Here is a 25,764-nt window from a genome sequence, read left to right on the forward strand (position 1 = left end):
AGGGCAGGTTTGTCCTAGTAGTCAACTTTTCATCTTTTCATACTCATGCCTGATCGAATCAGTAACACGTATGTCAGAATTTATGTGTTAAGCGTTGCAGATGAATGGTCAAATACATGACTTCCGCTTCATCTACCGGCTTATTCAATTGATTTTGCATGACTTTAATGAGCTTATAGGCAAGATTATAGCATACAGGATATTCACTTTTCAACATAGCAGCTAATTTATTTTCTTCACCAAGCAACGTGCCTTTTGCGGCTCGGTCAATCGCGCGGTGAAGGTGTTGAATGAGACGATGATAGTCAATATTGTTTTTTTCCAATTGAATATCAAGATTGTCTTCGATAATATTCACCATTTTTGAAATCAGCGCATGGTACCGATTGATGTCGCGTAAAGACTTATCTGTTACCGCACTGTGAATATGGAGCGCGATAAAACCAACTTCACCTTCTGGAAAAGAAACGCCTGTCCGCTCTTCCACCTTTGTCACAACGTCTTTGGCCACTAAGTATTCTTTTGGATACAGTGACTCAATTTCAAATAAAAAAGGATTGGAGAATTGAATCTCTTTTTTCGCACGATTAATGGCGAACGCAATGTGATCAGTCAAAGCCACGTGGATATGCTCGTTCAATTGCTTATCCATTTTTTCCTCGATGAAAAGAAGGAGTTCATGAATAAAGATAAGGAGCTTTTCCTCAATATAAGGAAGTAGATTGACATATTGTTCCATTTCATTTTCGTCTTTTAGCAAAAATGTTTTATCTGCTTCGTCAAAAGGAATCGAATCTCCTTTTTTTCGATTGAATCCGAGGCCATTGCCAATTAATACGACTTCTTTATAGGTATCATGGTGGGCAATCACAACATTATTATTCAATACTTTTTGAATGATTAAAATTTGTTCCATACTAGCCTCCATCTGCAGCTTCAACTTATGTAACAGCTGGATATTTCTTGCGTGTTAGGCGTATTTTCTGTGAACCATACGTAAAATTCGAAATTCCTCTTTCCGTCATTCTAACATTTTCTGTCTATTCGCAATAGAAATTTATTACGCTATATTCTAGAACTAAGGATATCTAGCTATTTGGATGCCTTAAAGAAGGTACCAGAGTTTTAATCGGTGTAGATACGGTAGGCGGCACGGCAGATTCATTGAGTTTAAAAATAACAGGACGTATACTTGTATTAATTAGTTGTCTTTAATCAACAGGAGGTAATAACGTGTCAATCAAACCTAAAGCCGTCTTTTTGGACATGGACGGAACAATTTTAAATCACCACAACAAAGTGAGTGCAGAAACGAAACAAATTATAGATGAGCTGCGAAATGAAGGTATTTTCGTATTTGTGGCGACAGGAAGGTCTTCTGCTGAACTGGTAGGGATGCTACCGGAAGGGTTTATGGTAGATGGCATCATTACCGCAAACGGCATGGCGGGTTACATTGGAAACGAAGTAGTTTTTGAGCACTCTCTTCCGCTGGATTTAGTAGAAGCCATCATCAAGAAAGCGCGTGAACATAAAATCTATTACGAACTTTTTCCGCATGGTCAATCCCAGCAAGTATTAAAGCAGGACAAAGAATTTGTCGAAGCTGCAGTGCGCGATCCCAAGCCCGAATCGGTACAGACGAACGAATGGATTTCACGCCAACAAGCAATCAAAGAAGATATTAGATGGGTAGAGGAACTAACAGAGAGTCATTTCTCCAAATTTTATTTTTTTGCAAGAACTCGCGATGAAATCGACAACTGGAAACAAGAGTTAGAAGAGCTACAAAAGCTTATGCAGTTTACGATGACTCCCTCTTCTCCAAATAATATGGAAGTAATGGTCGCGAATGTGAGCAAGGCGTCTGGAATCGCTCAAATGCTGGAACGCTTTGGGTTAATCGGCTGTGAAACACTCGCCATTGGAGACAGTGACAACGATGTGAAAATGTTCGAATACGTATCTCACGCTGTAGCAATGAAAAACGCCCCCGCTCACATTCAAGCAGTAGTGGATGAAGTCACAGCGTTTACTTGTGATGAAAACGGTGTTTACCATTACCTGAAAACGAGTGTGTTGGCAAATATCGCTAAGAAATCACCAAGAGCTTAAAATAACCCAAACCGGAGATGTTTTCATTTTCCAGTTTGGGTTATTTTTTATGAAACCACGAAACTATTGGTTATCTTTAGGAGAGATACTGCTCCATGTATCAATATCATCATCGTCGTCAAATTCAATAATAACATCTGTTACATTTTTTACGCTTTCTTTTATTTTCTTCTCAATATAATTTCGAATATCATCTGCTTCTTTAATGGTCATATTGGAATCTACTTCAACTTTGAGTTCAACATGAAGACTTTCACCTTCTTTAATGACGTCCAGATCTTGAATATCGTTGATGTGTGGATGTTGTAAAATTCGAGCACCCATCCGTGCCTGCATTTTCACATCAGCTACACCAAGTGCACCGGCTGCATTATCCATAAAGATACGACCGACTACCAAAACAAGTGCAACACCAATAATAATCGAAGCGTAGCCTGTCGCACTATGGAAAGGTGTATATGTCGCAACGATAATTGCCAGCATGGCGAGGACCGCTCCACCAACTGCAACGTTGTCTTCTAAAAAGACCAATTTCGAAGCAGGTTTAGCATCTTTCACGTGTTTATAGCTTTCTGGAATCAATTTAAATCCTTTAACTTGTTCTTTTGGAAGGTGCTCCGTAATTTCTTTCATGGCTTTATAAAGAACAGCAGCTTCAAGAAGCGCCGAAGCACCCAATACACCAATATTCAACCAAAACCAATCTTCTGAATGTGTAGCATTCGAAATGTGATGAATTCCCTCAACAATTGTTTCATAAGCTAAGACAGCAACAATCAATACGGCACCGAGCAGGACGAGATTGACCAAACGTCCAAATCCTCCAGGAAATTTTTCTGTGGGTTCTTTCTTACTCAATGCGGAGCCGATAAACACAAAAAATTGATTGGCGGCATCACCAAAACTATGCATCATTTCAGCAAACATCGCGACATTCCCAGTAATCATATAGGCTGCCGTCTTGATGATGGCAACGACACTATTAATAACGGCTGCCCATAAAGCCGACCTTGTACCGAATTTCATCAATCCGAAAAGTTCCCTCATACTATTTTCTCCTTCCAGCCATGAGACATTGATAATTTACCATTAGTTAATTCGATTCCCTCAGTCCCGAAGTTGAAACACAGAGCAGTTGGCAGAGAACAATAAAACGGTGAAAATCTGATGAGCAATCAAAAAAGAAAACCGTTCCATATGGGTGTATACTGTTACAATACGTAAAACAAGCGCGTGTTTGGAGGAAAAAGGATGTTTAGCAATATTTCAGTAAATGATTTGATGCCTTTAAGTGAACAGAAAAAGATGGTGCTAATCGATGTCAGGTCGCCATCGGAGTATAAGAATTTTTCAATACCAGGCAGCATCAATATTCCTTTTTTCGATGATACAGAACGAGCAGAAATTGGAACTCTTTATAAGCAAGCGAGTGTGGAAGCTGCAAAAGTACGAGGTCTGGAGATTATATCAGCTAAATTACCAGAATTTGTTCAACGGTTTAAGCAGGTTGAAGGCAGCAAAACGGTCTTTTGCTGGCGCGGTGGCATGCGTAGCCGCACTACAGCTACACTTTTGTCATTAATGGACGTTCACGTCAGTCGCTTAGAGGGCGGAATTCGCGAATACCGCAGATGGGTTGTGAGCCAGCTCGACCAGCCAGAAGCGCCTTTTAAAGCATATGTATTGAACGGCTTAACCGGTACAGGTAAAACAAGAATTTTAAAAGCTTTGGAAAAGCAGGGCTATCCGGTTATCGATTTAGAAGGATTGGCCAATCATAAAGGTTCGATTTTCGGTCATATTGGCGTTGAGCCACATAATCAGAAAATGTTTGATTCGCTGCTAGTCCAGCAATGCCGAGAGCTAGAGAAATCTCCATTTATTCTTTTTGAAGCCGAAAGCGCGAGAATCGGGAAAATTGTCATTCCGAGTTGGCTAACAGAATTGAAAGCCAATAGCGTTCAACTGATCATCGACATGCCCATGGAAGAACGAATCAAAGAAATTATTGAAGATTACCGTCCAGTGGAATACCAAGCCGAGTGTATCGCAGCTTTTCAACGAATCAAAACACGGATGCCTTTAAACATTTCAAAGCAAATTGAAGTAGCTTTAGAAGTCGGTGAATTTCCCTCTGCAGTAAGATTGCTGCTGGAGTATTATTACGATTCACGCTATCAACATACAGGTCTTCAATATCCTGATGCGCAAAAAAAAGTACTGCAAGTTAGGAATTTAGAAGAAGCCATTGAAGCGATAAAAAAACAGATTCCGAAAATTGAAGAATCTCCAATCATATAAATGATAAGTAACTTTTAAAATCAAAAAAAATCTCCCCAACGTCTTGTTGGAGGGGATTTTCTTTAACTATCAAAGTCGAACAGGTAGAGAAGTTGATTCACCCTCCGCAGTCGGGGATAATAAAGACAACTGTCACCGGTATTCGAGTGTCCTGGAAAGGAACTACTATCATGAATTTTTCACTTAATGAAATAAAAATAAAAAAATTATGCGGAATCGCGGCTTATAAAAAAGGCAAAAGCTTTATTCAAGCTGGAAAAATTCGGCTATTGCTAGATTTGAGTGATGACCGACTGATAAAAGCTGTTGTTACAGGACGTAATGAATTTTACGTGAGCGTTGAACAACAGGAGGATGGTGAAATCCTCGCTTCTTGTAGCTGTCCACCGGTAGGTTTTGTGCAGACCTATTGCCATCATATTGCAGGAGTTTTACTAGCGATAGATGACATGCAACAACGTGAGAATCCAGCTGTGAAAATGTTGGATTTGTTTGCGCGACAGAAGAATGGGACGAAAGGACGCCAATATTTTGATAAACGGCAATTGCTTCACATTGAATTTAGTTTGTTGCCGGTGATGTCGGGAGAAAACGATCACGCACTCGCCTTACGAGTCGCTGCGGGTATTGAACATTTAGCAACTATTGGTGATCTCGATACGTTTTTAAAGGCGGTCAGAGCGGAAGAAACTTATAGCGAGTCTACTGGCTTTTATTACTCACCGGAAGAGCATCGTCTGCAAGACGAAACCACAACAGTGCTCGATTATTTAGCAAGGACTCGACTTGCTGGCGCAGTAAGAACAGAAGGCACAGAACTGCTAGTCATGGCAGCTCCGGATTGGGAGCGGTTATTGCCGTTACTTCAAGCCGCACCTTACGTCAAACTTGTTAGAGACCGAGTCATTACGGACGGCATTCGCGTGGAAAAAGAATTGCCTTTGTCTTTTCATTTTGCTGAGCATCGTTCTGGAGGGTTCCGGCTAGATGTTGAAGGACTCGAAGAAGTGCTAATTCTAAAAGATTATGAAATGGCAATTGCGGATGAGGCATTGTTCTATTTGGCCGAAGAAGACGCTAGACACTTAACAGAACTAAAGGAATTTCTGCCAAACTCCGTTGATCAGTTGCTTATCTCAGCACAAGAAATCGATCATTTCATGGCGACAGTCGTACCTGGACTAGAACGTTTGGGAAACGTGTATATTGCAGACGCAGTAGCAGATCGATTAGTGAAAACGCCTCTTCGTGCCAAATTATTCCTCGATCGCATTAAACATCGCTTACTAGCCGGAGTGGAATTCCATTATGGCCACTTAGTTATTAATCCATGTGAAGAAGCAGAAGGTGGACCTCGCCATTATCCGGGGATCCGTAGACAACGTCACCAAGAACAAGATATTCTACAAATTATGAAAGACAGTGAGTTTACACAAACCGATGGCGGCTTCTATATGCAAGACGAGGAAGCGGAGTATCATTTTCTCTATCACGTTATGCCTGTGCTCGAAGAATTGATGCAGGTATTTGCAACAACTGCTGTAAAAATGCGCGTTCAAAAAAAATATGGTGGTCCGAAAGTAAAGGTGGAAATAAGTGAACGTACAGATTGGCTAGAGTTCCGCTTTGACTTACAAGACATTCCAGAATCTGAAATCAAGAAAATTTTGGAGGCGTTAGAAGAGAAACGACCATTTTACCGAATCCCTAACGGAACGTTAATGTCTTTAGAAACACAACAATTCCTTGAGTTGAGTGATTTTTTACGTGACTTGGCTGTTACTGCAACTAATTTTGGAAGAGAAGAGATCCGAATTCCATTGATCCATGGGTTGCAAGTAGTCGCTTCACTAGAAGATGGACAATTGCTCGATCCAGGCGCAGATTTTTCCAGTTTGTTGCAAAGTTTGAATCGTCCAGAAAAATTGACTACAGATATACCAGAAAGTTTAAATGGAGTTCTTCGAGATTATCAGGAAGCCGGCTTTCGTTGGCTTAAGCTGCTCGCGAAATACCAATTCGGTGGTATTTTGGCTGATGACATGGGGCTTGGAAAAACCTTGCAAAGCATCGCTTTTATCGTATCGGTACTCCCCGAGATTCGGAAGCAGCGGCAACCTGTACTCGTAGTTGCTCCTTCGTCGCTAGTTTACAATTGGCTGAACGAACTAGCTAAATTTGCACCAAGCATTAAAGCTGGCATTATAGACGGTGACAAAAGACAAAGAGCTTTGTCGATTAAAAAAATGCAAGAGTCGGACGTTATCATTACTTCTTACCCTTTAATGCGCATGGATCAAGTGCTATACCGAGATCAACGCTTTCATACTTTGTTTTTGGACGAAGCCCAGGCTTTTAAAAATCCGGTTACGCAAACAGCAAAAGCAGTTAAGGCGATTCAAGCAGATTACCGATTTGCATTGACCGGAACCCCAATTGAAAACTCTTTAGACGAATTGTGGTCGATTTTCAACGTGATATTTCCTGAACTTCTCCCAAATCGTAGGCTGTTTAGCGAAATGAGACGTGACAGCATCAAAAAACGAGTTCGACCATTTATTTTGCGGCGCATCAAAGCAGAGGTGTTAACAGAACTTCCAGATAAAGTAGAAACGATTCGATTTTCAGAACTACAAAAAGAACAAAAACAATTATACGCTGCGTACTTAGCTGAATTAAAACAAGATGCGCTGAAGCATTTAAACAAAGATAGCTTTCAAAAAAACCGAATTCGAATTTTGGCAGGTCTTACGAGGTTGCGTCAATTGTGCTGCCATCCGGCATTATTTGTGGAAGACTATAATGGAGGATCTGCTAAGTTTGACCAACTGATGGAGCTCATAGAGGAATGCCGACTGACTGGCCGGCGTGTGCTAGTCTTTTCACAGTTTACTAAGATGCTCGGCATGATTGGTCATCAATTAACAAAAGAAGGGGTCTCTTACTTTTATTTGGATGGTCAAACGCCGCCAGCGGAACGAGTAGACTTATGCACACGTTTTAATGAGGGTCAAGGTGAGTTATTTTTGATTTCTTTAAAAGCGGGGGGCACCGGTTTGAATTTAACAGGTGCGGATACAGTGGTGTTGTATGATCTTTGGTGGAACCCAGCTGTCGAGCAACAAGCAGCAGATCGTGCCCATCGGATGGGACAAAAAAAGGAAGTTCAAGTTGTCCGATTAATTGCTAAGGGGACTATTGAAGAGAAAATCAATGAACTGCAAATGAAAAAGAAAAACTTGATTGATGATGTAATCCAATCGGGGGAAGAACCGTTAAAGGCGATGTCGGCAGAGGATATCCGAGAAATTTTGATGACATAGTCAATTTGAATCGCCACAAGGTCTTTTCTGAAAAGGAATTTTCGAGTTGAATTTGATAAAATGGAAAGAAGAGATGAGGTGTTGATATGGATCCACAAAGTATGCTGAAAAAAGTAAAAAACCGCACTCCTGAAGTTTTAGGAAATAAGGAATTTTCGAAATACGCAATTCTTTTACCTCTTATCGAAAAAGATGGAGAAATCCATGTCCTCTTTGAAGTTCGTTCTTACGATCTTAGAAATCAGCCCGGAGAAATTTGTTTTCCAGGTGGGAAAATTGATTTTCAGGATCAGACAGAAGAAGACACGGCAGTCCGTGAAACAATTGAAGAATTGGGAATAGAACGAGCAGAAATCTCAGATATCTATCCGTTGGACTATATCGTTTCGCCTTTTGGCATGATCGTCTACACATTCGCTGGTGTGATTAATCCAGAAACGGCATTCACTCCTAATCCACCGGAAGTTGACAGCATTTTTACGGTGCCACTATCTTTTTTCTTGGAAAAGGAACCGAAAATCTATCGTGTCAATTTTGATATCCAACCAGAAGAAAGTTTTCCTTTTGATTTGATTGCTGGAGGCGAAAACTACAATTGGCGAACACGCCAGGTAGATGAGTATTTTTACATTTATGGTGACAAAGTCATTTGGGGATTAACTGCCAAGATTCTGGCACACTTTATTGAGATCATTCGCTGAATGGTCTTTTTTTTTTGAAAAAACAGGTCTTTTATCATGATTTTAGAATAATGCATAGAGAAGCTATTAAAGAAGAGAATGAACGTGTATAATTATTCATATAACTGATAATTATAATTATTTTGATAGAAGGAGTCCTGACAATGACAACACAGCAACTTGAAGTTATTAACAATACCAGCAAAAAAGAAAAGCCGGTGAAAGACCAAGTGCCATTCGGGACTACCTTTACAGATCATATGTATATGCTCGAATACCAAACAGAAAAAGGCTGGTATGATCCTAAAATTGTACCCTATGGACCCATTAGCTTAGATCCGGCAGCGATGATCTTCCATTACGGTCAAACAGTTTTTGAAGGCATGAAGGCTTATCATACAGAAGACGGCCGCATTCTATTATTCCGTCCTGAGAAAAACTTTGAACGTCTCAATCTTTCTAGCGAACGTCTAAGCATTCCAGCAATCGATGAGCAACTAGCGCTCGAGCATTTAATGCAATTAGTCAAACTGGAAAAAGAGTGGGTACCCAAAACGCCTGGAACTTCTCTTTATATCCGCCCTTATATTATTTCAACAGATGCAAATTTGGCAGTCGGACCTTCTCAAACCTATAAATATATGGTCATTTTGTCGCCGGTAGGCTCTTATTTCTCAGGCGGTCTTCAGCCAGTAGTCATTCATGTAGAAGAGAAATTTACTCGCGCTGTCAAAGGCGGAACGGGGATGGCCAAAACAGCAGGAAACTATTCGTCAGGCTACCAAGCACAAGCAGATGCTAAAAAAGAAGGCAACGCGGATGTCTTGTGGCTCGATGGTGTTGAGAAAAAATACATTGAAGAAGTTGGCAGCATGAACATCTTCTTCAAAATAAATGGGGAAGTCGTAACACCTGAGTTAAATGGTAGTATCTTAAAAGGCATTACGCGCATGTCCATTATTGAATTGCTCGGCACATGGGGAATCGCTGTAACAGAAAAACGCGTTTCTATTGATGAGTTGTATGAAGCTTATGAAGCGGGCCACGTAGAAGAAGTCTTTGGTACAGGTACAGCTGCAGTTATCTCACCGGTAGGAGAACTAAACTACAAAGGTAAAAAAATGATCGTTAATAACCATGAAATTGGTGAGTTGTCACAGAAGCTATACGATACGATTACGGGAATCCAAACAGGAAAAATTGAAGATACACTTGGTTGGACAGTAGAAGTAAAATGAAAAAATCTTTTTAATCGCTCTATTTCAACCCATAGCTGTTAGCTTATCCATTGTGATAAACTAATAGCTATGGGTTTTTTAGTTATGTCATTCATAAAACTTACAGAGACAAACTGAGTTTTTATCACAAAACAGAAAATGTCACTGCGTGCAGCTGACTAAAGCTTGCTTAGCATAGATAAGTAATAGAAGAAAAGAAGGTGTAAAACGAGTGGGAAGTTCAACTGGTCTAAAACGCAACCAATTTATTTTACTGATGGGTGCGTTGACTACTTTAGTGCCATTTACCATTGATATGTATTTACCAGCGTTCCCAATTTTAGCGGACGTTTATGAAACAAATGCTAGTTCTGTTCAATTAAGCTTAACAGCATGCTTGTTAGGACTAGCAATCGGCCAATTGATTGCTGGCGCACTTAGCGATATGCACGGAAGGCGAAAACCGTTATTAATTTCCTTAGTGGCTTATATTGTCGCATCAATCGCTTGTATATTTGCTCCGAACATTTATCTATTTGTTTTCCTACGCTTTATACAAGGCTTAGCAGCTTCTGGTGGACTTGTTATTTCCCGGGCAATTGTGCGGGATGTCAGTAGTGGACCAGAACTGACACGGTTATTTGCGTTATTAATGGTTATTGGTAATTTAGTTCCGTTAATTGCGCCTTCTATTGGTAGCGGCGTCTTATTGTTTGCAGATTGGAAAGGGATTTTCATGCTGTTAACGACACTAGGAATTGTTCTGTTACTTCTTTCGGCTTTTCGTTTAACAGAAAGTTTACCGTCTGAAAAACGAGTACCAAGTAATCTAAAATCAACATTCGGTAACTTTGCAGGAATTTTAAGAAATCGCCAATTTACAGGGTATGCGTTAGCACAAGGCTTTTTAATCGGCGGTGTTTTTGCTTATGTATCGGGTACTCCTTTTATCTATCAAAACATCTACGGGACTTCCCCTCAAATGTTTAGTGTGCTCTTTGGGATGAATGGCATTGGGCTGATTATGGGTAGCTACGCTGTTGGCCGATTTTCTTATAGATGGTCTGAAAAGAAACTTTTAGAAACGGCTCTCTATACCGCAACGCTTGCTGGTGCAGTGTTATTAGCTGTCGTGTTCATACAAGGACCTCTGTGGGCAGTGGTGATTCCAATTTTCTTTTTCATCATGTCGATTGGTGTAGTGGGGACAGCCTCTTTTACTCTTGCTATGGAAAGTCAAGGTCACGTAGCAGGAAGTGCTTCTGCGTTACTTGGGCTATTGCCTTTTATCCTAGGGGCTGCGACTGCACCGTTAGTAGGGATTGCCGGAGAAAATACGGCTGTTCCGATGGGACTTGTTATTTTTTCGATGTGCACAATCGCCCTACTTGCGTATTTACTATTAGCAAAAAATACACCTTCATCTACTGCTAATTAAGTAGAAGGGGCTGTCTCCAAAGGTCATGAACAAATGACTTTTGAGTGCAGCCCCTTTTGTGTTGCCTAAAATGCTTTATTTATTATTTTACAAAAGCTAAACAATTCCTCAACCATAACTTAATAAACGATCCTTATACTGAACTTATAGCTAGAATTGACTGGAGGAGAAAAAATGATACGTAAAAAGTTGAAAACAAAAGTACTGCCAATTGCTTTAGTATCAGTATTGGCCATTACTGGAATCACGACCTTTACTTTATCGACTAAAGCCAATTCTTCGAGTAGCAACCAAAGCAAAGAGGATAAAAAGGACAACGTACAAAACATTATTTTCTTGATTGGTGATGGAGTAGGTACTTCATATACGTCAGTATATCGCTACTTACAAGATGATGTTTCTACTAAAAAAGTTGAAGAAATCTCTTTTGATTCATATTTAGTCGGCCAGCAATCGACTTATCCCGATGATCCTACAGAAAATGTTACTGACTCTGCGTCGGCTGCAACAGCTATGGCTGCGGGTATCAAAACTTATAATAATGCGATTGCTGTCGACAACGACGAAAGTAATGTGACAACAGTACTCGAAGCTGCAAAGAAAAAAGGCAAAGCCACAGGATTGGTTGCAACTTCTGAAATTACACATGCAACTCCGGCATCATTCGGAGCTCACGATCTTGCACGAAAAAATATGACCGCGATTGCCGATGACTATTACGACGAATTAATTGATGGTGAGCACAAAGTGGATATTCTGCTAGGAGGAGGAACCGAGTTATTCGATCGAACAGACCGTAACCTTACGAAAGAGTTTCAAAAAGACGGCTACAGCTATGTCACTGACCGAGACGAATTACTCAGTGACGATGGCGAGCAGGTGCTTGGATTGTTTGCACCCGCAGGTCTTCCTAAAATGGTCGACCGTGATGAGAACATTCCTTCATTAGAAGAAATGACGACATCCGCAATTGATCGTTTGTCAGAGGATAAAGATGGATTCTTCCTCATGGTAGAAGGTAGCCAAGTCGACTGGTCAGGACATGATAATGATATCGTAGCCGCAATGAGCGAAATGGAAGACTACGACAAAGCATTTCAGGCAGCAATAGAATTTGCTAAAAAAGATGGGAATACGTTAGTCGTAGCAACTGCGGACCATTCGACAGGCGGTTTTTCGATAGGTGCAGATGGTGTTTACAATTGGCTTATGGAACCGATTAAAGCGGCAAAGCGTACGCCAGACTTCATGGCGCAGCAAATTGTTGACGGTGCTAGTGTTGAAGAAACCTTACACGAGTACATTGATCTGGATCTAACTGCTGAAGAAGTGGACATGGTAAAAAAAGTGGAAAAGAGTAATGACGTTACAGTTATCGATGATTCTATTGAAAAGATTTTTGATAAACGCTCACACACGGGCTGGACAACTAGTGGTCACACGGGAGAAGATGTACCCGTTTATGCATACGGTCCGGCAAGTCGAAAGTTTGCAGGGCAGCTCGATAATACAGATCACGCTAAAATCATTTTTGATTTACTAAAAGCAAAAGTCACAATTGATGACAAGTAAAATCGAATGGAAGAATTGTTGCCCATAAAAGCGACCAAAAGATTGCCACAAGCGATAGCTTAAGTGATCCATGTAAACAGACTCATCTCAATGAGTCTGTTTCAGCTTGTAGACAAAAGAATACTTATTCATTTTTTTGTATGCACCTAGGATTCTCCGCACCAAGCGAAGTGGCCAGCCCAGTTGGAGATTAAACATCACTATTTAGTTTGATAAGACGTTGTCTACAGTCTGAAGCATGGAGTTAGTATTCCATGCTTTTTTAATTGTCTTGACGTAATTAAATTTCCCTTAATCTAAAAAGTTTATAGAGTCATTTATTTTATGCATAAATATACATAAAGAATATTAAGTGAATACTGTTAAATAAAATAAAATTTAAATATTCTTTTTATTTTATTGACTTAAAATACAAGAAAGTGCATAATAACTCTATTAAAGAGATTCACATAAACTTGTCGAAAGAGTCATGGAGTTAAGGTTCTTCCGCTTTTAGATAAAATGGAAGAACTTTTTTATTTATCAAAAACGGGTGGTGACTGTACGTGGAGAAGAAAAGGATTGTAGTGAAGATCGGCAGCAGCTCATTAACGGACGATGAAGGCAAACTGTCGATTGAGAAGTTACGCGAGCATGTGGATGCGCTGGCCAGCTTAAGAACACATGGACATGAAGTCATATTGATATCGTCTGGAGCAGTCGCTGCGGGATGTATGGGCATGGGCTATTTATCGCGACCGGACACAGTGGTCGACAAACAATCAGCAGCAGCAGTGGGGCAGAGCCTATTATCGCAGGCATATGCAGACGAATGCAAGAAACACCGTATTGTGGCTGCACAGTTACTGCTGACGAAAGATCTTTATAAAAACGCCAATGCGACAATTTCCAAGTTATTAGAACGCAACGTCTTACCTATCATCAATGAGAATGATTCGGTTTCCGCAGAAGAGCTGACTTTTGGTGACAATGATATGTTATCAGCATTGGTCAGTGGTCTTGTGCATGCAGATATTTTAATGATTTTGACAGATATTAACGGCATTTACCAGGACAACCCGAGAACAAATCCGCAAGCGCAAAAATACCTTCACCTTCACGAAATCCCCGATGAATTAATAGATGCCACTTCCTCAGATAGCTCCACTGTGGGTACAGGCGGTATGAAATCAAAAGTTGAAGCAGCTCGAACGGCGTTAGCTTTCGGAGTTCAAGTATTTATCGGTTCGGGAACGGGCAGTGAAAAATTAGTTGATATTTTCAAAGGCAAAGGCGATGGAACTTATATTGGCGTAAAAACGACAATGAGTGTTTGAAGCATGGAAAATCGAAAGGGGCATCAGAATGACTGAACTTCTCCAAGAACAGCAAACGTCTACAAGTGAACTGATACAAAAAGCGCAACTAGCAAAACAAGCTTCAGCAATATTAGCAAAATCGACAACAAAGCAAAAAAATAATGCATTGCGTTCTATTTCAGCGCAATTACTAAAAGAACAAGCCTTTATTTTGGAGGAAAACAGCAAAGATATTGAAGTAGGACGTCAAAATAGCATGAGTGAGTCGTTACTAGACCGTTTGAAATTAGATGGAGACCGCTTAACGGAAATGGCTGATGCCTTGATTCAATTGACAAAACTAGCAGATCCTGTTGGTGAAGTATTAGAAAAGTGGGAACGGCCAAACGGTTTAACCATGTCTAAAATTCGTGTGCCTTTAGGCGTTGTGGGAATGATCTACGAAGCACGTCCGAATGTTACTGTTGATGCTTCTAGTTTGTGCTTAAAAACCGGCAATGCAGTGGTACTGCGAGGTAGTTCTACAGCAATACACTCCAACAAAGCCATCGTGGCGGTGATTCACAGAGCTCTTGAGAACAGTGAATTGCCTATTGATTCGGTACAATTGATGGAAGATACAAGTAGAGAAGCAGCTTCTCATATGTTCAAACTCAACAAATATTTAGATGTGCTCATTCCTCGTGGAGGCGCTAAATTGATTCAGAGGGTCGTTCAAAACGCTACAGTTCCAGTATTAGAAACGGGAGCAGGGAATTGCCATATTTATATTGATGAGACAGCAACTGTTCAAATGGCGATTGATATCGCATTAAATGCTAAAATACAGCGACCTTCTGTTTGTAATGCCTGTGAAAGTATTTTGGTTCATAAAGATTGGGCGGACAAGCATTTGCCACTGTTGCTAAGTGCGCTACTGGCTCAACAAGTAACTATTCATGGGGACGAATCCGTACAAAAACGCTCTCCTGATGTTATCCCTGCAAAGGAAGAGGATTGGGGAACGGAGTACTTGGGATTAGAGGTAGCGATGAAAATTGTAGCTGGTGTCAGTGAAGCGATTCAGCATATCAATACGTATGGTACAAAGCATTCCGAAGCAATCATTTCGAAAAACTCGGAAAACGTCGATCAATTTTTTATGGAAATCGATGCTTCCGCTGTTTATCACAACGCATCCACTCGATTTACAGATGGGTTTGAATTTGGTTTTGGTGCCGAAATTGGTATTAGTACGCAAAAACTTCATGCACGTGGACCAATGGGCTTGCCTGCTTTAACATCGACTAAGTACATCGTGCGTGGCAATGGCCAAGTAAAGTAAAGGTTCTATCATCGAAAAAAGACAGAGAGCAAGTTGCTCCCTGTCTTTTTTATACCTGCACTTTTGTTCGATTATGCTTCCACATCATGTACCGGAAGCGAATCGTACAGCCGATACAATAGCCCATCAACGCAACACCTGCTGCGATAATGACCATAATACTGAAGACAAAGCCCAACGATGGTATGCCAAAAGAAAAGAAAATCAAGGACAGTCCTAAGGAAATTGTCGCAATCCACTGGTTAAACAATTGCTGATCTTTATCTTCTTGCTGATAACTTGCCGCCGGCTTTTTCAAAAAGAGATGGCCCAATTGAATCACTGGATTTTTCTTTGTCACTAATGTATAAGCTCCAACAACAAACGGCAACAGTAAAATGGCTGGATGGAACAACAACGCCGCTACGACAGTAACGACAACAAACGTCTGATTGGTTTGAACAAGGGGTTTTGGAATGGTCATAAGCGCACCTCCTTCGATTACAACCTATTATACCTAGTGTCTTACTTGGTATAAAGTTATTTGCCTGAAAAAGTGCGAATCACCATACGTTGAGTCAGTAATTATTTTTAGTGAAAGTTTTACTCAGGACTTTTCTTACATCAATTGTGAAATGAACAGTGTGGCCATTCCAAAATAAATGAGCAGAGATAGAATATCGTTGATGGTAGTAATCAGTGGACCGGAAGCAACGGCTGGATCAATATTGAATCGGTACAGAATCAGTGGGATAATAGTTCCGGCTAAAGTACCAATAATTAAAGTCATTAATAGAGAGCCACCCACGACAATTCCTAAAATAAAGCTACCTTGCCATACATAAGCAATCAATAAAATAAGAACAGAACAAATCACGCCAATAATGATGCCGACCCATAATTCTCGGATGATCAGTTTAACGGTTTGCTTGAAATCTAGCTTTTGCGAAGCTAGTCCACGAACAACAACAGATAGGGATTGTGTGCCGGTATTTCCAGTCATCCCAGCAATCAACGGCATAAAAAAGGTTAATGCGACAACTGCTTGCAACGTATCTTCAAAACGGCTAATGATGCTGCCTGAAAATAGACCAATGAACAGCAGGAGGATTAGCCAAGGAAGGCGACGATAAGCTGCCGTCCAAGCCGGAGTATTAAAATCAATCGATTTACCAGATGCCGAAAGTTTTTCAATGTCTTCATTGGCTTCTTGCATCACGACATCAATGACGTCATCAACCGTTACAACCCCTGCGAGTGTATTATCATGTTCCACAATGGGCAATGTCACAAAGTCATAGCGGCTAATGATGTGTGCCACATCTTCTTGGTCCATCAATACATCAGCTTTGACGACGCGGTTGTACATAATGTCTTCTACTTTATCCTCAAGATTTCCAAGAATTAAATCCTTATAGGAAATCACGCCGCGTAGTTTTTTATCTTCGTCTACTACGTAAAGGTAATTGAGATACTCCGCTATTTCTGCAAAATGCTTGATTTTATCAATAGCATCTCGAATTGTATAATGCCGTGGAATCCATACGTAACGGTTATTCATAAGACGTCCTGCAGTTTCTGGCGGATAATTGATCGTTCTTTGAACAAATTTAGAATCGTCTTGGTTAATTTGAGATAACAATTCGTTAATGCGATCAGGCTCTAAATCATCTAAGAATAAAGCCAAATCATCGTTATCCATACGATCCAACACTTTTTTTGATTTTTCTACACCCAATTTTTGCAGAATTTCGGCTTGCTCTGTTTTAGGCAGCTCTTGCATTAAATCTGTGAGTTGAAAAATCGTTAAATACAACAAAAATTTGTTTCGATGTTTTTCTGGCAAATGTCGATAATGAACACCCATATCGTAAGGTTGGAGTTCACTCAATATTGCCTGAAATTCATTACTATTGCCTTCTTGTAAAGACTGAATTAATGCCAATGTAATTTCGTCTTCACGTATTGCTGTAGACATTGTAGGTCACTCCTTAGTAATAAAAGATGTAGACAAATCCTACTGTTGATTATTGCCTTAAACTTCATAATTTGAAAGAGCTATTTAAAAAAGGTAGTAAAATCTCATAAATTAACATATAATAATGAAAATCTGAAAAAGGCAAACTCTATCGAAAGAGGAGGACGCAAAGCCATGAGCCTACCCGTTGAAAAACGCAAGGTCGTCTGGTTGCCAGGGTCTCGTTCTTTGAGCTCCGGCTTACGGAATGGGAGGATATCAGAAGATGAAAAAAATAATAATGGCAGGTGTGTGTTTGTTAATTATGCTGACACAAAATGGAGTGAGTGCACAAGCAGCTGAGACGGAAGTCAAAGCTACCTGGTTATGGAATCCGTGGATGATTTATAGCGATGAAGCGGGAACCCTTGCTTTTTTAGACAGTAAGGATGTCAATAAAGTCTACGTGCAGATTGACGCGGATATTCCAGTGGATGTCTATAAAAGGTTTATTGAAAAAGCGGGACTATTAGGAATGACGATTTACGCATTGGACGGTGCTAGTGACTGGGTAGCACCAAAGGGCTTTACCAAGCAAGATCGGTTGATGAACTGGTTATCGTCTTATCAACAAGGTGCTTTGCAAGCTCAAAAATTTGCAGGTGTTCATTTGAATGTAGAGCCTTACCTTTATAGCGGTTGGAATACGAACCGAGCGGCCACTGTAAAATCCTATCAAGCCCTTTTGAGTAAAGCTAGTGCTAGTACAGCTGCAATGAACTTACCCCTTGAAGCAGATTTGCCTTTTTGGTTTGATGAAATCACTTATAAAAATATTTATGGCAAAGGGATACTTGCTGAGTGGGTGATTGCCAACACACATAGTGTGACCTTGATGGCTTATAGAGATTCTGCTGCTTTGATTACAGAACTTGTAAAGAACGAAGTGGCCTATGCAGAAAAATACGGCAAATCAGTAGTAGTCGGAGTTGAAACTGGTGAGACTGATGAAGGCGACAACATTTCTTTCTATGAAGAGGGCGAAACTTTCATGGAAGGTGAATTAGCTGCAGTAACTGCACACTATGCAGGGATAACTGGTTTTGGCGGCGTCGCGATTCACCACGTAGATAGCTGGAAAACGATGACACCCTAAAAAAACAGCAAGGTTGAGCCATGCCGGCCAACCTCGCTGTTTTTTTTTATGATTTACTCATCTATAAAACCATAAACCGGACACGCTACTAACATGTCCGGTTTATATCACTGAGTGTTGCCAAAAGTTTCTTGAAGAATGTAATACGATTGCTTCAAGCGTTCTTTGGATTGTGGCAGTCCCCATGTGTCCCATGAATACTGGGCTGCTTGAGTTGTAGTAAAGGTTTCAGTTGCTTTACCATTATCATCCGTTAAACTAGCAGCGACATCTATTCCTTCAATTGTTCTCGAAGCCTCAATGCCGTCTTGTTGAAGATCCCCTGTAAATTCTCGTTTTGCGGGATCTTTAGCATTCAGCAACATCCAAGGAATTCGGATTTCCATGATGCCTGTTTTTTCATCGTAGTAATAATCGTTCAAAGAATCATAGTTTTCATGCTCCGGATTGGCAATACCAAATCGGAAAACACCGGTTTCATAAGAAGAAAATGGCAGTGTTTCTCCAGTATCGGGACGCACAAATTCTTTGTTCAATGCGAGTCGAATCGGATGGAAAGTCGATTCAATATTTTCTTCTGCAGGAATCATCTTTAAACGGTTGTGATAATCATAATAGAAGCTGTCGTAATCGCCTGCAACTTGCATTTGTGCTTGTTTTAAATCGTTCATCTTCAACTGAAAATCTGCGAGAAATTCTGTTTTTCCCAACGCATCAACTGCAATGCCTTGGTCTTCACGAATACTAAAGTACAAATTGAAATCCTGTTCAGTCCACCAGGTTTTATCGGTAGGATCGAATTGGGCTTTGATGTAAACGTAGCGCTCATCTGAATCCATGGTCAAGGTTCTGAGGGCACCGTTGTCTTTTTTGTATAGCTTTTGCCCATCTTGCCAATCATCTTCACCATCGACTTTCACTTTATGACGATCAAAGCTCAACAATCCGAATTGCTGCTCATTTGTTTGAGCATTGGACCAAAATGGCCGTTCGTTTGGATTGTCATACTCCATCGTATTCCACGTACGCTTAAACCACTCATCTTGCCATGTGAAAACCATACCGCCCATCAGTCCTTCTTCAAGGATATCCTCATACATATGGCTGACGATTTCGCCTTGCTGTTGTTCAGAGATAAACCCTTGGTTCCAACCGAACGGATTTTCATGAGTCATGCCGCGAGAAGAAGGAATACCGAACTCGGCGATGACAATTGGCATATCGTGAGAATCGTTCAAATCCTTCAAGTAGCCGGCGTAGTTATTGAATTCCCCGCGGTGGTCTACGTATTCAGTGTATCGTTCTTCTAAATTCAAGAAATCTGGATAGTACGGGTAAACATGATAAGAAGCGAACATGCCAACTGTATCCGTGATGCCTTTGGTTTTAATGTGATTTGGATCGACAGTTGCCATATCTTCTTGTTCACTTGGCTCTGCTGGTTGGTCCACATTATCTGTCGTTACCCAGTTAGTAAAACTCAAAGGACGCATACTTTGGTAGGTATCTAGTTCGTACGATGCTAACAAGTCCAGCTGCTGTGCCAACCAATTTTCCATCGGGTTGGCCTCTTCTGTGTATACATGCGTACCTTGAAAATCACCAAGCTCAGGATAATCAAGTTCCATTTGTTGAACCGTAAACGGATACCAATCATCCAACCAATAACGTAAGAGGAGATGTCAGTTTTGTAGGTACCATATGCATGGCCAGGTTCTTGTTCGACAACAGCATCACCGTGAATAACGTCTACTATTTTCTGAACCTCATTTTGGAAACGCTCAGTAATCTCAGGAGTAAAGGCGTCGAGTGTTTCAACTAGTGGCTCTTCATCAATCCAGACGCCGTGGTACAGGTAAAGTGGCTGTTTAGCACTTGCATTATAAGCAGCAAATGCTTCATAGAAAGCAGGCGGGTGAAGCGTATACACACGAATCGCATTGGCATTCATCTCACCGATTGCTTTAAACCAGCGGTCGTATTCATCACGCGAGATTGCGGCTTCTCCAGGAAACGTTCCGGGCTTAGCCATGCCCATATTAACGCCTTTAATCGTAAATGGCTGCCATTCGCCATCTTCATACACTTCGAATGTCTGTCCGTTTACACGGGAAGGATAAGAAATACCTTCTTCCTTAGCAACTTCTTTAACTGCTGTAACTTGTGATTCTTTGTCTTCTGCATTTGCTAAAATAGCTTCCATCATTGGTACATAGGTCTTCCAATAAAAACTCTTTTCAGCATCTAACGATTCCATGGAAAGGAATGAGCGCATTTTTGCAAAACCAGAATAACGGTAAAAGTTTGGAACATCGTCAATATCGACAAAATCACCTGCAAAATAGTATAGATCTGCACCGTATTTAGACTGGTGGAATACAGCTGGAAAGCTCTGTGGAATTCCTGCTTTTTCTAGCTTTTCACTACCTGTAGCTTGCAGGTCCCACTGATAATCTGCTAAGACATCCGTTCCTTCAGTGGCTTCATTAATATCAAACCAATAACCAAAAGAAGGGCTATCCGTTAAGTTGAATTGAGCGGTGCCTTGTTCAGTAAAGGTAAGATGAAGACCGTCAGAACCGATTTCACCTGCTTCTTCAGAAAGAACTACAATTTCGCCGGTATCGTCATTAACCAATATAAATCCAGCACCTTTAAAATGCCACTTGGCCTCATTTTTCTCGTAGTTATCAATAATCCATTGAGGGATTTCACTGTCAGAAGAGTCAAGATCGACAAAGTAACGACCACTCCAGCCACTCCACTCCAAGCCAAGAAATTTGTTTATGTCTGTTGCGACTTCTTTAGGCGTTGGAGAAGCAAATGTATTAAACTCCATTACCAAATCAGTGCCTTCAGCTTGAACTTGTTGCTTAATCGTGTTCCACTCAGCCATACTCAGTCCGCCGGTAATCATGGATGAACTGCCAGGCTTTTTCTCGGTCGTTTGCCATGGTAAATTTTCTTCGTAAACTCCGTAGGAATCTGCAAGATAGATCAGGTCAGTTCCAGACAAGTCTCCGGGTAAATCACGAGTAGTGTAGCTTTCTTCTTTTTCATTAGGGACGAAGCCATAATAATCTGTGTCGGCCAGATAAGCTTCTCCAGATTCACTTACGTAACGTTGATGATTTAATAGCCAAGTCAGGCCTTTATGCTCCCGGTAGCTTTCAGTAGGAACCGTTTTATCAATGATTGCAATAGTGACTGTTTTTTCATCTTTAAAAAACCATATGATAATAGGGAGTGCCAACAAAATAATGACTCCGAATAAGTATAGAAATGTCTTTTTCATACATACCACTCTTCTCTATTTACAAAATATAACTCACAAGTCATTATAGCTTAAAAGTCACTATAAATAGAAAGAAATTACCTGATTTTTTAAAGAGCCAAATTTTATCACAAGAAAATTGGGACACTGCTTGAGAATGTATCAATGACGTAAGAAGGCGAATGATCTAGCCATTCGGACGTAGAAAGACGCTGACGAAAGAGTCTGCAATAAAGGTTCTACACACTATCTTTATATGGAGTCGTACCGAGTAATCGCATATCTATCACTACTATGTCGACTTTTCGAATAACGTGTTTGAGTAATTGGTAGTTGGAACTCTCGAAATTTTTACTATGCTGCTTATCTAAATAAATATTCCGATCAGTGCTTCCAATTTGACGCGTATGCAATCAAATTTGCGATGGTGCATAATTCATCTCAGTAAACGATTCTTTCCTCTTATTCTAACTAAAAAGCGTTCGTAAAAGCGTCTGCAATTCCCGAACGTTCGTAAATTGATTTACTACATTTGCGAACGCTTTTTCCGGTCATTTTTAGTTCTTTTTAAAGCGTTCGTAAAAGTGTACTTTTACGAACGGTTTTATTTGTACTGCATTGATTTTAGTTTCAGGTATTTATACTTAAGAAATATTGTTATAATTCAATTAACAAATTATTCATTTTTATCAATTTATATCTAGTTAAAATAATGATATGCAAGGAGGAGAACTGATGGAGACGATATTTTTATTCTCTTTAATGATGATAATCTTAGCTATAGCAGTACTTAATACTTCCAAAGTTGAAAAGCTAGAAAAAAGAATAAAGCAACTTGAGGGAAAACAATAACTTGAAAGGTTTTCAAACTCCTAAACGTGTAGTTACTAATTTTTCGTTTTACCACTGACTTTTAAGTAGAGTATCGAGTTGAGCATGAGTCATAATCAAAAAATCAATGAGCTACAAACTGATCTGGAGGATTTTGTGAAACTCCCGAAAAAATTTAATTAGATTTTTTGCTGAAAAGACTGGAATGTGAATGTAGCTTAAGTGCACTTAAGCTACATTCACACTTAGTTAAAGTATTAAAAAATATTGTTTAGACAAGAATGAATATGAGGAGTTTAGGATGAAAAAAAATATCAGTACTATAATCGTGATTTTGGCATTGATCGGCTTTTTAGTTGCAACGTTTTTTCTTCAGTATGAAGTTTTATTTCTAACTCGTATTGCTTCACTTATCTTCACAATTGTTTATTTAGTAATTGAAGTAAAGCAAGAGTATTTCTCAACACGCAAGCCATTATTTATTCTCTTTGGTGTCATTAGCATATTAGCTATAGCGGTATGCATTATACTTGATGAAACTTCAGCGACTGATGGATTCAATGCTAGAAGTTTTATGCTACTGGTATTTATTTTCATTTTTCTGGTCATTAGCTATAACCATTTATACAACAAAAACGATGCTGCAAAGTAATTTCAGTTCAACTTTAGTTTTATAAATTCTTTGATTTGAATGTAACTTAATGTGAATTAAGTTACATTCGTTCTTAATGAAAATGGCAGATTGAGTGCTTTAATCATTTACTCTGGACCGTATTTTTCAACTCTACAATTCCTATAACTAACATTCCGATGCTTAAGGGAGAAAATATTAGAAAAAATACTTCTAAAGTAATTTGATTAGTAGCAACTAATAGCAATAAAAGGATTGAAAGTATCGTTATGGTACTTACATATTTTCCCATCAGATCCTCCTTTTCGGTACTCTTTATTTTTAAATCATCCGTAGAGTTACTATACCAATTAATTCCCAGTAAAGTTTCATTTCTTAAAAAAGAGAAATTTAGAGAAGATGTTTTGATGAATTTGAATGTTTATAAGCCAAGTATTGCTATGAAAATTAATGTGAACACGAAACTTGCAACGATGGACATTACCCAATGAGTCTTGTTCGTTATTCTTAAAAGTTTATTCACGATAAAATTAATGATTAAAATAGCTAAAAAGACGACAACGAACGTTACTAGAAAATAAATGAACAATTGGTTTCTCCACCTTTCATACATACGCTAAAGAAATAATAATGCACTTTGTTATACCTATTTATTTCCAGTAAGGTTTCGTTTTTTCTAAAAAAGAACTTCATATGGATTTTTCTACTCAAACTGAATGTAACTTAAGTGTAAGTAAGTTACATTCATTTTCTTGATTCTACTGGCTTCCCCAGAAAATCATTCCGAACTAATTTCATTAGAAAAAATGATACATTCAGAATGCTGTTTTGTAAGGTTTTCAAACTTGAATCTCAAAAGGTGTAGGTTTACATATCGAGAATTATAGGAAGGGGAGAAGTGTTAGGTTAAGCTTCCTTCCTTCTTTTTGTTCGTTTAAGTGTACTTTTACTAACGGTTAAATTCAATGCAGTTTTAAAATGCTACAACAGTAATTTTGAATAAATTTCAAAACAAAAATATATAAGTAAAAATTATGTATATTCATTAATTTAATCAATTTTACTTATAGTACATTAAGTTATATGCTTGGGTTAGAAGAAAAGGAGGAATATGGAAATGAAGTTTTTTGATGCGCACTTACATATTATAGATTCAAGATTTCCTTTGATAGAAAATCAAGGTTTTATGCCAGAGGCTTTTACTAGAAATGATTACTTAAAAAGCGTCGAGCACTTTGATGTAGTTGGTGGTGCTGTAGTTTCCGGTTCGTTTCAAGCGTTTGATCAATCTTACCTGATAGACGCTTTAAAAACATTAGGAGACAACTTCGTTGGAGTTACTCAACTCACTCATGATACTTCAGACGATAGAATCATCGAATTAAATAAACTTGGGGTTCGGGCATTGCGATTTAATGTGAATCGGGGTGGTTCAGAGGACCTTTCACGGTTGGATTACTTTTCGAGAAGAGTTCACGAACTGGTTAACTGGCATACGGAACTTTACATTAATTCCCGGGATCTAACCGAAATTGAAGAGAAAGTAGCGAAGCTTCCGGCTGTTTCCGTTGATTATCTTGGATTATCCAAAGAGGGATTTTCAACTCTTTTATCATTAGTTGAAAAAGGAATCAAAGTAAAAGCCACTGGCTTTGGAAGAATCGATTTTGATGCAGCAGAAGCCATTCGAACTATTTATTCTATAAACCCTGACGCCCTGATGTTCGGAACAGATTTACCTTCTACAAGAGCAAAAGTGCCATTCCAGCATTCCGATGTCTCCTTAATTCATCAGGCACTTGAACAAGACCAAGCTGAAAACGTACTCTATAGAAATGCACTCAAGTGGTACTTAAAATGAAAAATTAAATTAAGAATTAATGAAATATTATGAAGCTAACGATTATCTATACTAGAAATTTTTAAATTATAAGTTTACATATCGCAGCTTATCGGAAGTCTATAAAAGCAAACTGGAGAAGGTGCTGGTCCTAAGCATCTTCTTTTTTCGTTCATGGAAGTGTACTTTTACGAACGGTTATAATAAATCTTGTTTTTGCTAGTAGAATTACATAAAGGGAAATTATGTTAAAATTAATAAAATCAAAATATAATAATTCATAAAATAAAGCATTGAATAGGACAGGGAGGAAATAGAGTCAGATGAATCAAATAGAAGAAGTGATAAATAATGCATCAGAAATAATGAACAGTCAAAACTGCATTGGAATAGGGTCTACGAGAAAAGTTTACTAATACAAAAATTTAGTCGTTAAAAAGCATTTACATAAAATAGGACATTTGCAAAGCATAAAAGAAAAAGAAATATACAAAGAATTGAACCGAAAAGGAAAGACACAATTTTTAGTACCTGTATTACATACAGACGAAAAGCTGTCAATTCAGCCATTTTATGAGCCGTTACCTCTAAAGAGGGATGAAACTTATAATCTTGAACTTGAAACCGATAACTGTTTGACAAATGAACTGAGAGAGGTGATCGAAGAAATAGATAAAAAATATGATGGCTTCGATCTTCTTGACAGTGGGAACTATGGATTGAATCAAGATGGAAATTTAATCCTGATTGATTAGGGGATGACAAAAAACTATATGATAATGAGTAGGTTCCATTAGCAACAGCAGGTATTTTACCGTAAATATATTT

At 39.2% G+C, this 25,764-nt stretch carries 19 protein-coding genes and 1 riboswitch; of the genes, 13 read left to right on the forward strand and 6 right to left on the reverse strand.

The genetic code is table 11. The annotated features are described in order from the left end of the window. Nucleotides 1-73: 73 nt before the first annotated feature. Nucleotides 74-916 carry a glucose PTS transporter transcription antiterminator GlcT gene (gene glcT / locus AUO94_RS09225; protein WP_058383933.1) on the reverse strand — a complete coding sequence of 281 codons (843 nt, stop codon included), beginning with the start codon at nucleotides 914-916 and terminating at the stop codon, nucleotides 74-76. 317 nt (nucleotides 917-1,233) lie between these two features. Between glcT and AUO94_RS09230 the strand changes: the two genes are divergently transcribed. Then, a complete protein-coding gene (locus tag AUO94_RS09230) occupies nucleotides 1,234-2,115 on the forward strand; it encodes a Cof-type HAD-IIB family hydrolase (protein WP_058383934.1) in 882 nt (293 codons plus the stop codon). Between the two features lie 63 nt (nucleotides 2,116-2,178). Here AUO94_RS09230 and AUO94_RS09235 read toward each other — a convergent pair whose 3' ends face one another. Next, a complete protein-coding gene (locus AUO94_RS09235; protein WP_058383935.1) occupies nucleotides 2,179-3,162 on the reverse strand; it encodes a cation diffusion facilitator family transporter in 984 nt (327 codons plus the stop codon). A 204-nt stretch (nucleotides 3,163-3,366) separates the two neighbouring features. Between AUO94_RS09235 and mnmH the strand changes: the two genes are divergently transcribed. From mnmH to AUO94_RS09275, 8 genes are all read left to right on the forward strand, one after another. Continuing rightward, a complete protein-coding gene (mnmH, locus tag AUO94_RS09240; RefSeq protein WP_058383936.1) occupies nucleotides 3,367-4,416 on the forward strand; it encodes a tRNA 2-selenouridine(34) synthase MnmH in 1,050 nt (349 codons plus the stop codon). A 170-nt stretch (nucleotides 4,417-4,586) separates the two neighbouring features. Further along, the gene (locus AUO94_RS09245; protein WP_058383937.1) at nucleotides 4,587-7,739 is read left to right on the forward strand and encodes a DEAD/DEAH box helicase; all 3,153 of its coding nucleotides are present in this window, start codon (nucleotides 4,587-4,589) and stop codon (nucleotides 7,737-7,739) included. A gap of 86 nt (nucleotides 7,740-7,825) precedes the next feature. After that, entirely contained in the window at nucleotides 7,826-8,440 is a 615-nt protein-coding gene (locus tag AUO94_RS09250) for an NUDIX hydrolase (protein WP_058383938.1), read from the forward strand. Nucleotides 8,441-8,583: 143 nt separating this feature from the next. Beyond that, nucleotides 8,584-9,657: a branched-chain amino acid aminotransferase gene (locus AUO94_RS09255; protein WP_058383939.1), complete on the forward strand. Its 1,074-nt coding sequence runs from the start codon at nucleotides 8,584-8,586 to the stop codon at nucleotides 9,655-9,657. 211 nt (nucleotides 9,658-9,868) lie between these two features. Further along, complete coding sequence (locus AUO94_RS09260; protein WP_058383940.1) at nucleotides 9,869-11,074, forward strand: multidrug effflux MFS transporter; 1,206 nt, start codon at nucleotides 9,869-9,871, stop codon at nucleotides 11,072-11,074. A gap of 174 nt (nucleotides 11,075-11,248) precedes the next feature. After that, complete coding sequence (locus tag AUO94_RS09265; RefSeq protein WP_058383941.1) at nucleotides 11,249-12,646, forward strand: alkaline phosphatase; 1,398 nt, start codon at nucleotides 11,249-11,251, stop codon at nucleotides 12,644-12,646. A gap of 545 nt (nucleotides 12,647-13,191) precedes the next feature. Then, nucleotides 13,192-13,962 (forward strand): glutamate 5-kinase, encoded by a 771-nt coding sequence (gene proB, locus AUO94_RS09270; RefSeq protein WP_058383942.1) that lies wholly within the window; start codon nucleotides 13,192-13,194, stop codon nucleotides 13,960-13,962. Nucleotides 13,963-13,990: 28 nt separating this feature from the next. After that, a complete protein-coding gene (locus tag AUO94_RS09275) occupies nucleotides 13,991-15,268 on the forward strand; it encodes a glutamate-5-semialdehyde dehydrogenase (protein ID WP_058383943.1) in 1,278 nt (425 codons plus the stop codon). Between the two features lie 49 nt (nucleotides 15,269-15,317). On the opposite strand, the gene AUO94_RS09280 is transcribed toward AUO94_RS09275, so the two are convergent. Then, nucleotides 15,318-15,731 (reverse strand): DUF4395 domain-containing protein, encoded by a 414-nt coding sequence (locus AUO94_RS09280; RefSeq protein WP_058383944.1) that lies wholly within the window; start codon nucleotides 15,729-15,731, stop codon nucleotides 15,318-15,320. A 135-nt stretch (nucleotides 15,732-15,866) separates the two neighbouring features. Next, on the reverse strand, nucleotides 15,867-17,225 hold the full coding sequence (mgtE, locus tag AUO94_RS09285; protein WP_058383945.1) for a magnesium transporter: 1,359 nt from the start codon (nucleotides 17,223-17,225) through the stop codon (nucleotides 15,867-15,869). Nucleotides 17,226-17,355: 130 nt separating this feature from the next. Next, a riboswitch (cyclic di-GMP riboswitch) is annotated at nucleotides 17,356-17,443 on the forward strand. A gap of 47 nt (nucleotides 17,444-17,490) precedes the next feature. On the opposite strand from mgtE, the gene AUO94_RS09290 reads away from it, so the two are divergent. After that, on the forward strand, nucleotides 17,491-18,360 hold the full coding sequence (locus tag AUO94_RS09290; RefSeq protein ID WP_058383946.1) for a hypothetical protein: 870 nt from the start codon (nucleotides 17,491-17,493) through the stop codon (nucleotides 18,358-18,360). Nucleotides 18,361-18,467: 107 nt separating this feature from the next. Here AUO94_RS09290 and AUO94_RS17750 read toward each other — a convergent pair whose 3' ends face one another. Continuing rightward, on the reverse strand, nucleotides 18,468-19,919 hold the full coding sequence (locus tag AUO94_RS17750) for a hypothetical protein (RefSeq protein WP_335339242.1): 1,452 nt from the start codon (nucleotides 19,917-19,919) through the stop codon (nucleotides 18,468-18,470). Next, nucleotides 19,883-21,655 (reverse strand): hypothetical protein, encoded by a 1,773-nt coding sequence (locus AUO94_RS17755; RefSeq protein WP_335339243.1) that lies wholly within the window; start codon nucleotides 21,653-21,655, stop codon nucleotides 19,883-19,885. Before AUO94_RS17755 ends, AUO94_RS17750 begins: the two co-directional genes overlap by 37 nt. 1,111 nt (nucleotides 21,656-22,766) lie before the next feature. Here AUO94_RS17755 and AUO94_RS09300 point away from each other — a divergent pair. The 3 genes from AUO94_RS09300 (at nucleotide 22,767) to AUO94_RS17505 (ending at nucleotide 25,691) form a co-directional block, all read left to right on the forward strand. Further along, a complete protein-coding gene (locus AUO94_RS09300; protein WP_058383947.1) occupies nucleotides 22,767-23,117 on the forward strand; it encodes a hypothetical protein in 351 nt (116 codons plus the stop codon). 1,096 nt (nucleotides 23,118-24,213) lie between these two features. Beyond that, on the forward strand, nucleotides 24,214-24,957 hold the full coding sequence (locus AUO94_RS09305) for an amidohydrolase family protein (RefSeq protein WP_058383948.1): 744 nt from the start codon (nucleotides 24,214-24,216) through the stop codon (nucleotides 24,955-24,957). Nucleotides 24,958-25,397: 440 nt separating this feature from the next. Beyond that, the gene (locus AUO94_RS17505; protein ID WP_058383949.1) at nucleotides 25,398-25,691 is read left to right on the forward strand and encodes a hypothetical protein; all 294 of its coding nucleotides are present in this window, start codon (nucleotides 25,398-25,400) and stop codon (nucleotides 25,689-25,691) included. Nucleotides 25,692-25,764 lie beyond the last annotated feature (73 nt).

The organism is Planococcus kocurii (assembly GCF_001465835.2).
GTDB classification, from domain to species: Bacteria; Bacillota; Bacilli; order Bacillales_A; family Planococcaceae; genus Planococcus; species Planococcus kocurii.

What these genes read in the sequence shown, in the direction of transcription:
- AUO94_RS09245 (WP_058383937.1), top strand. Translation starts at nt 4,587, where the DNA reads ATGAATTTTTCACTTAATGAAATAAAAATAAAAAAATTATGCGGAATC.
- mgtE (WP_058383945.1), bottom strand. Translation starts at nt 17,225, where the DNA reads ATGTCTACAGCAATACGTGAAGACGAAATTACATTGGCATTAATTCAG.
- mnmH (WP_058383936.1), top strand. Translation starts at nt 3,367, where the DNA reads ATGTTTAGCAATATTTCAGTAAATGATTTGATGCCTTTAAGTGAACAG.
- AUO94_RS09290 (WP_058383946.1), top strand. Translation starts at nt 17,491, where the DNA reads ATGAAAAAAATAATAATGGCAGGTGTGTGTTTGTTAATTATGCTGACA.
- AUO94_RS09235 (WP_058383935.1), bottom strand. Translation starts at nt 3,162, where the DNA reads ATGAGGGAACTTTTCGGATTGATGAAATTCGGTACAAGGTCGGCTTTA.
- AUO94_RS09300 (WP_058383947.1), top strand. Translation starts at nt 22,767, where the DNA reads ATGAAAAAAAATATCAGTACTATAATCGTGATTTTGGCATTGATCGGC.
- AUO94_RS09265 (WP_058383941.1), top strand. Translation starts at nt 11,249, where the DNA reads ATGATACGTAAAAAGTTGAAAACAAAAGTACTGCCAATTGCTTTAGTA.
- AUO94_RS09255 (WP_058383939.1), top strand. Translation starts at nt 8,584, where the DNA reads ATGACAACACAGCAACTTGAAGTTATTAACAATACCAGCAAAAAAGAA.
- AUO94_RS09250 (WP_058383938.1), top strand. Translation starts at nt 7,826, where the DNA reads ATGGATCCACAAAGTATGCTGAAAAAAGTAAAAAACCGCACTCCTGAA.
- AUO94_RS09305 (WP_058383948.1), top strand. Translation starts at nt 24,214, where the DNA reads ATGAAGTTTTTTGATGCGCACTTACATATTATAGATTCAAGATTTCCT.
- AUO94_RS17750 (WP_335339242.1), bottom strand. Translation starts at nt 19,919, where the DNA reads ATGGAAAATTGGTTGGCACAGCAGCTGGACTTGTTAGCATCGTACGAA.
- glcT (WP_058383933.1), bottom strand. Translation starts at nt 916, where the DNA reads ATGGAACAAATTTTAATCATTCAAAAAGTATTGAATAATAATGTTGTG.
- AUO94_RS09275 (WP_058383943.1), top strand. Translation starts at nt 13,991, where the DNA reads ATGACTGAACTTCTCCAAGAACAGCAAACGTCTACAAGTGAACTGATA.
- AUO94_RS17755 (WP_335339243.1), bottom strand. Translation starts at nt 21,655, where the DNA reads ATGAAAAAGACATTTCTATACTTATTCGGAGTCATTATTTTGTTGGCA.
- AUO94_RS09280 (WP_058383944.1), bottom strand. Translation starts at nt 15,731, where the DNA reads ATGACCATTCCAAAACCCCTTGTTCAAACCAATCAGACGTTTGTTGTC.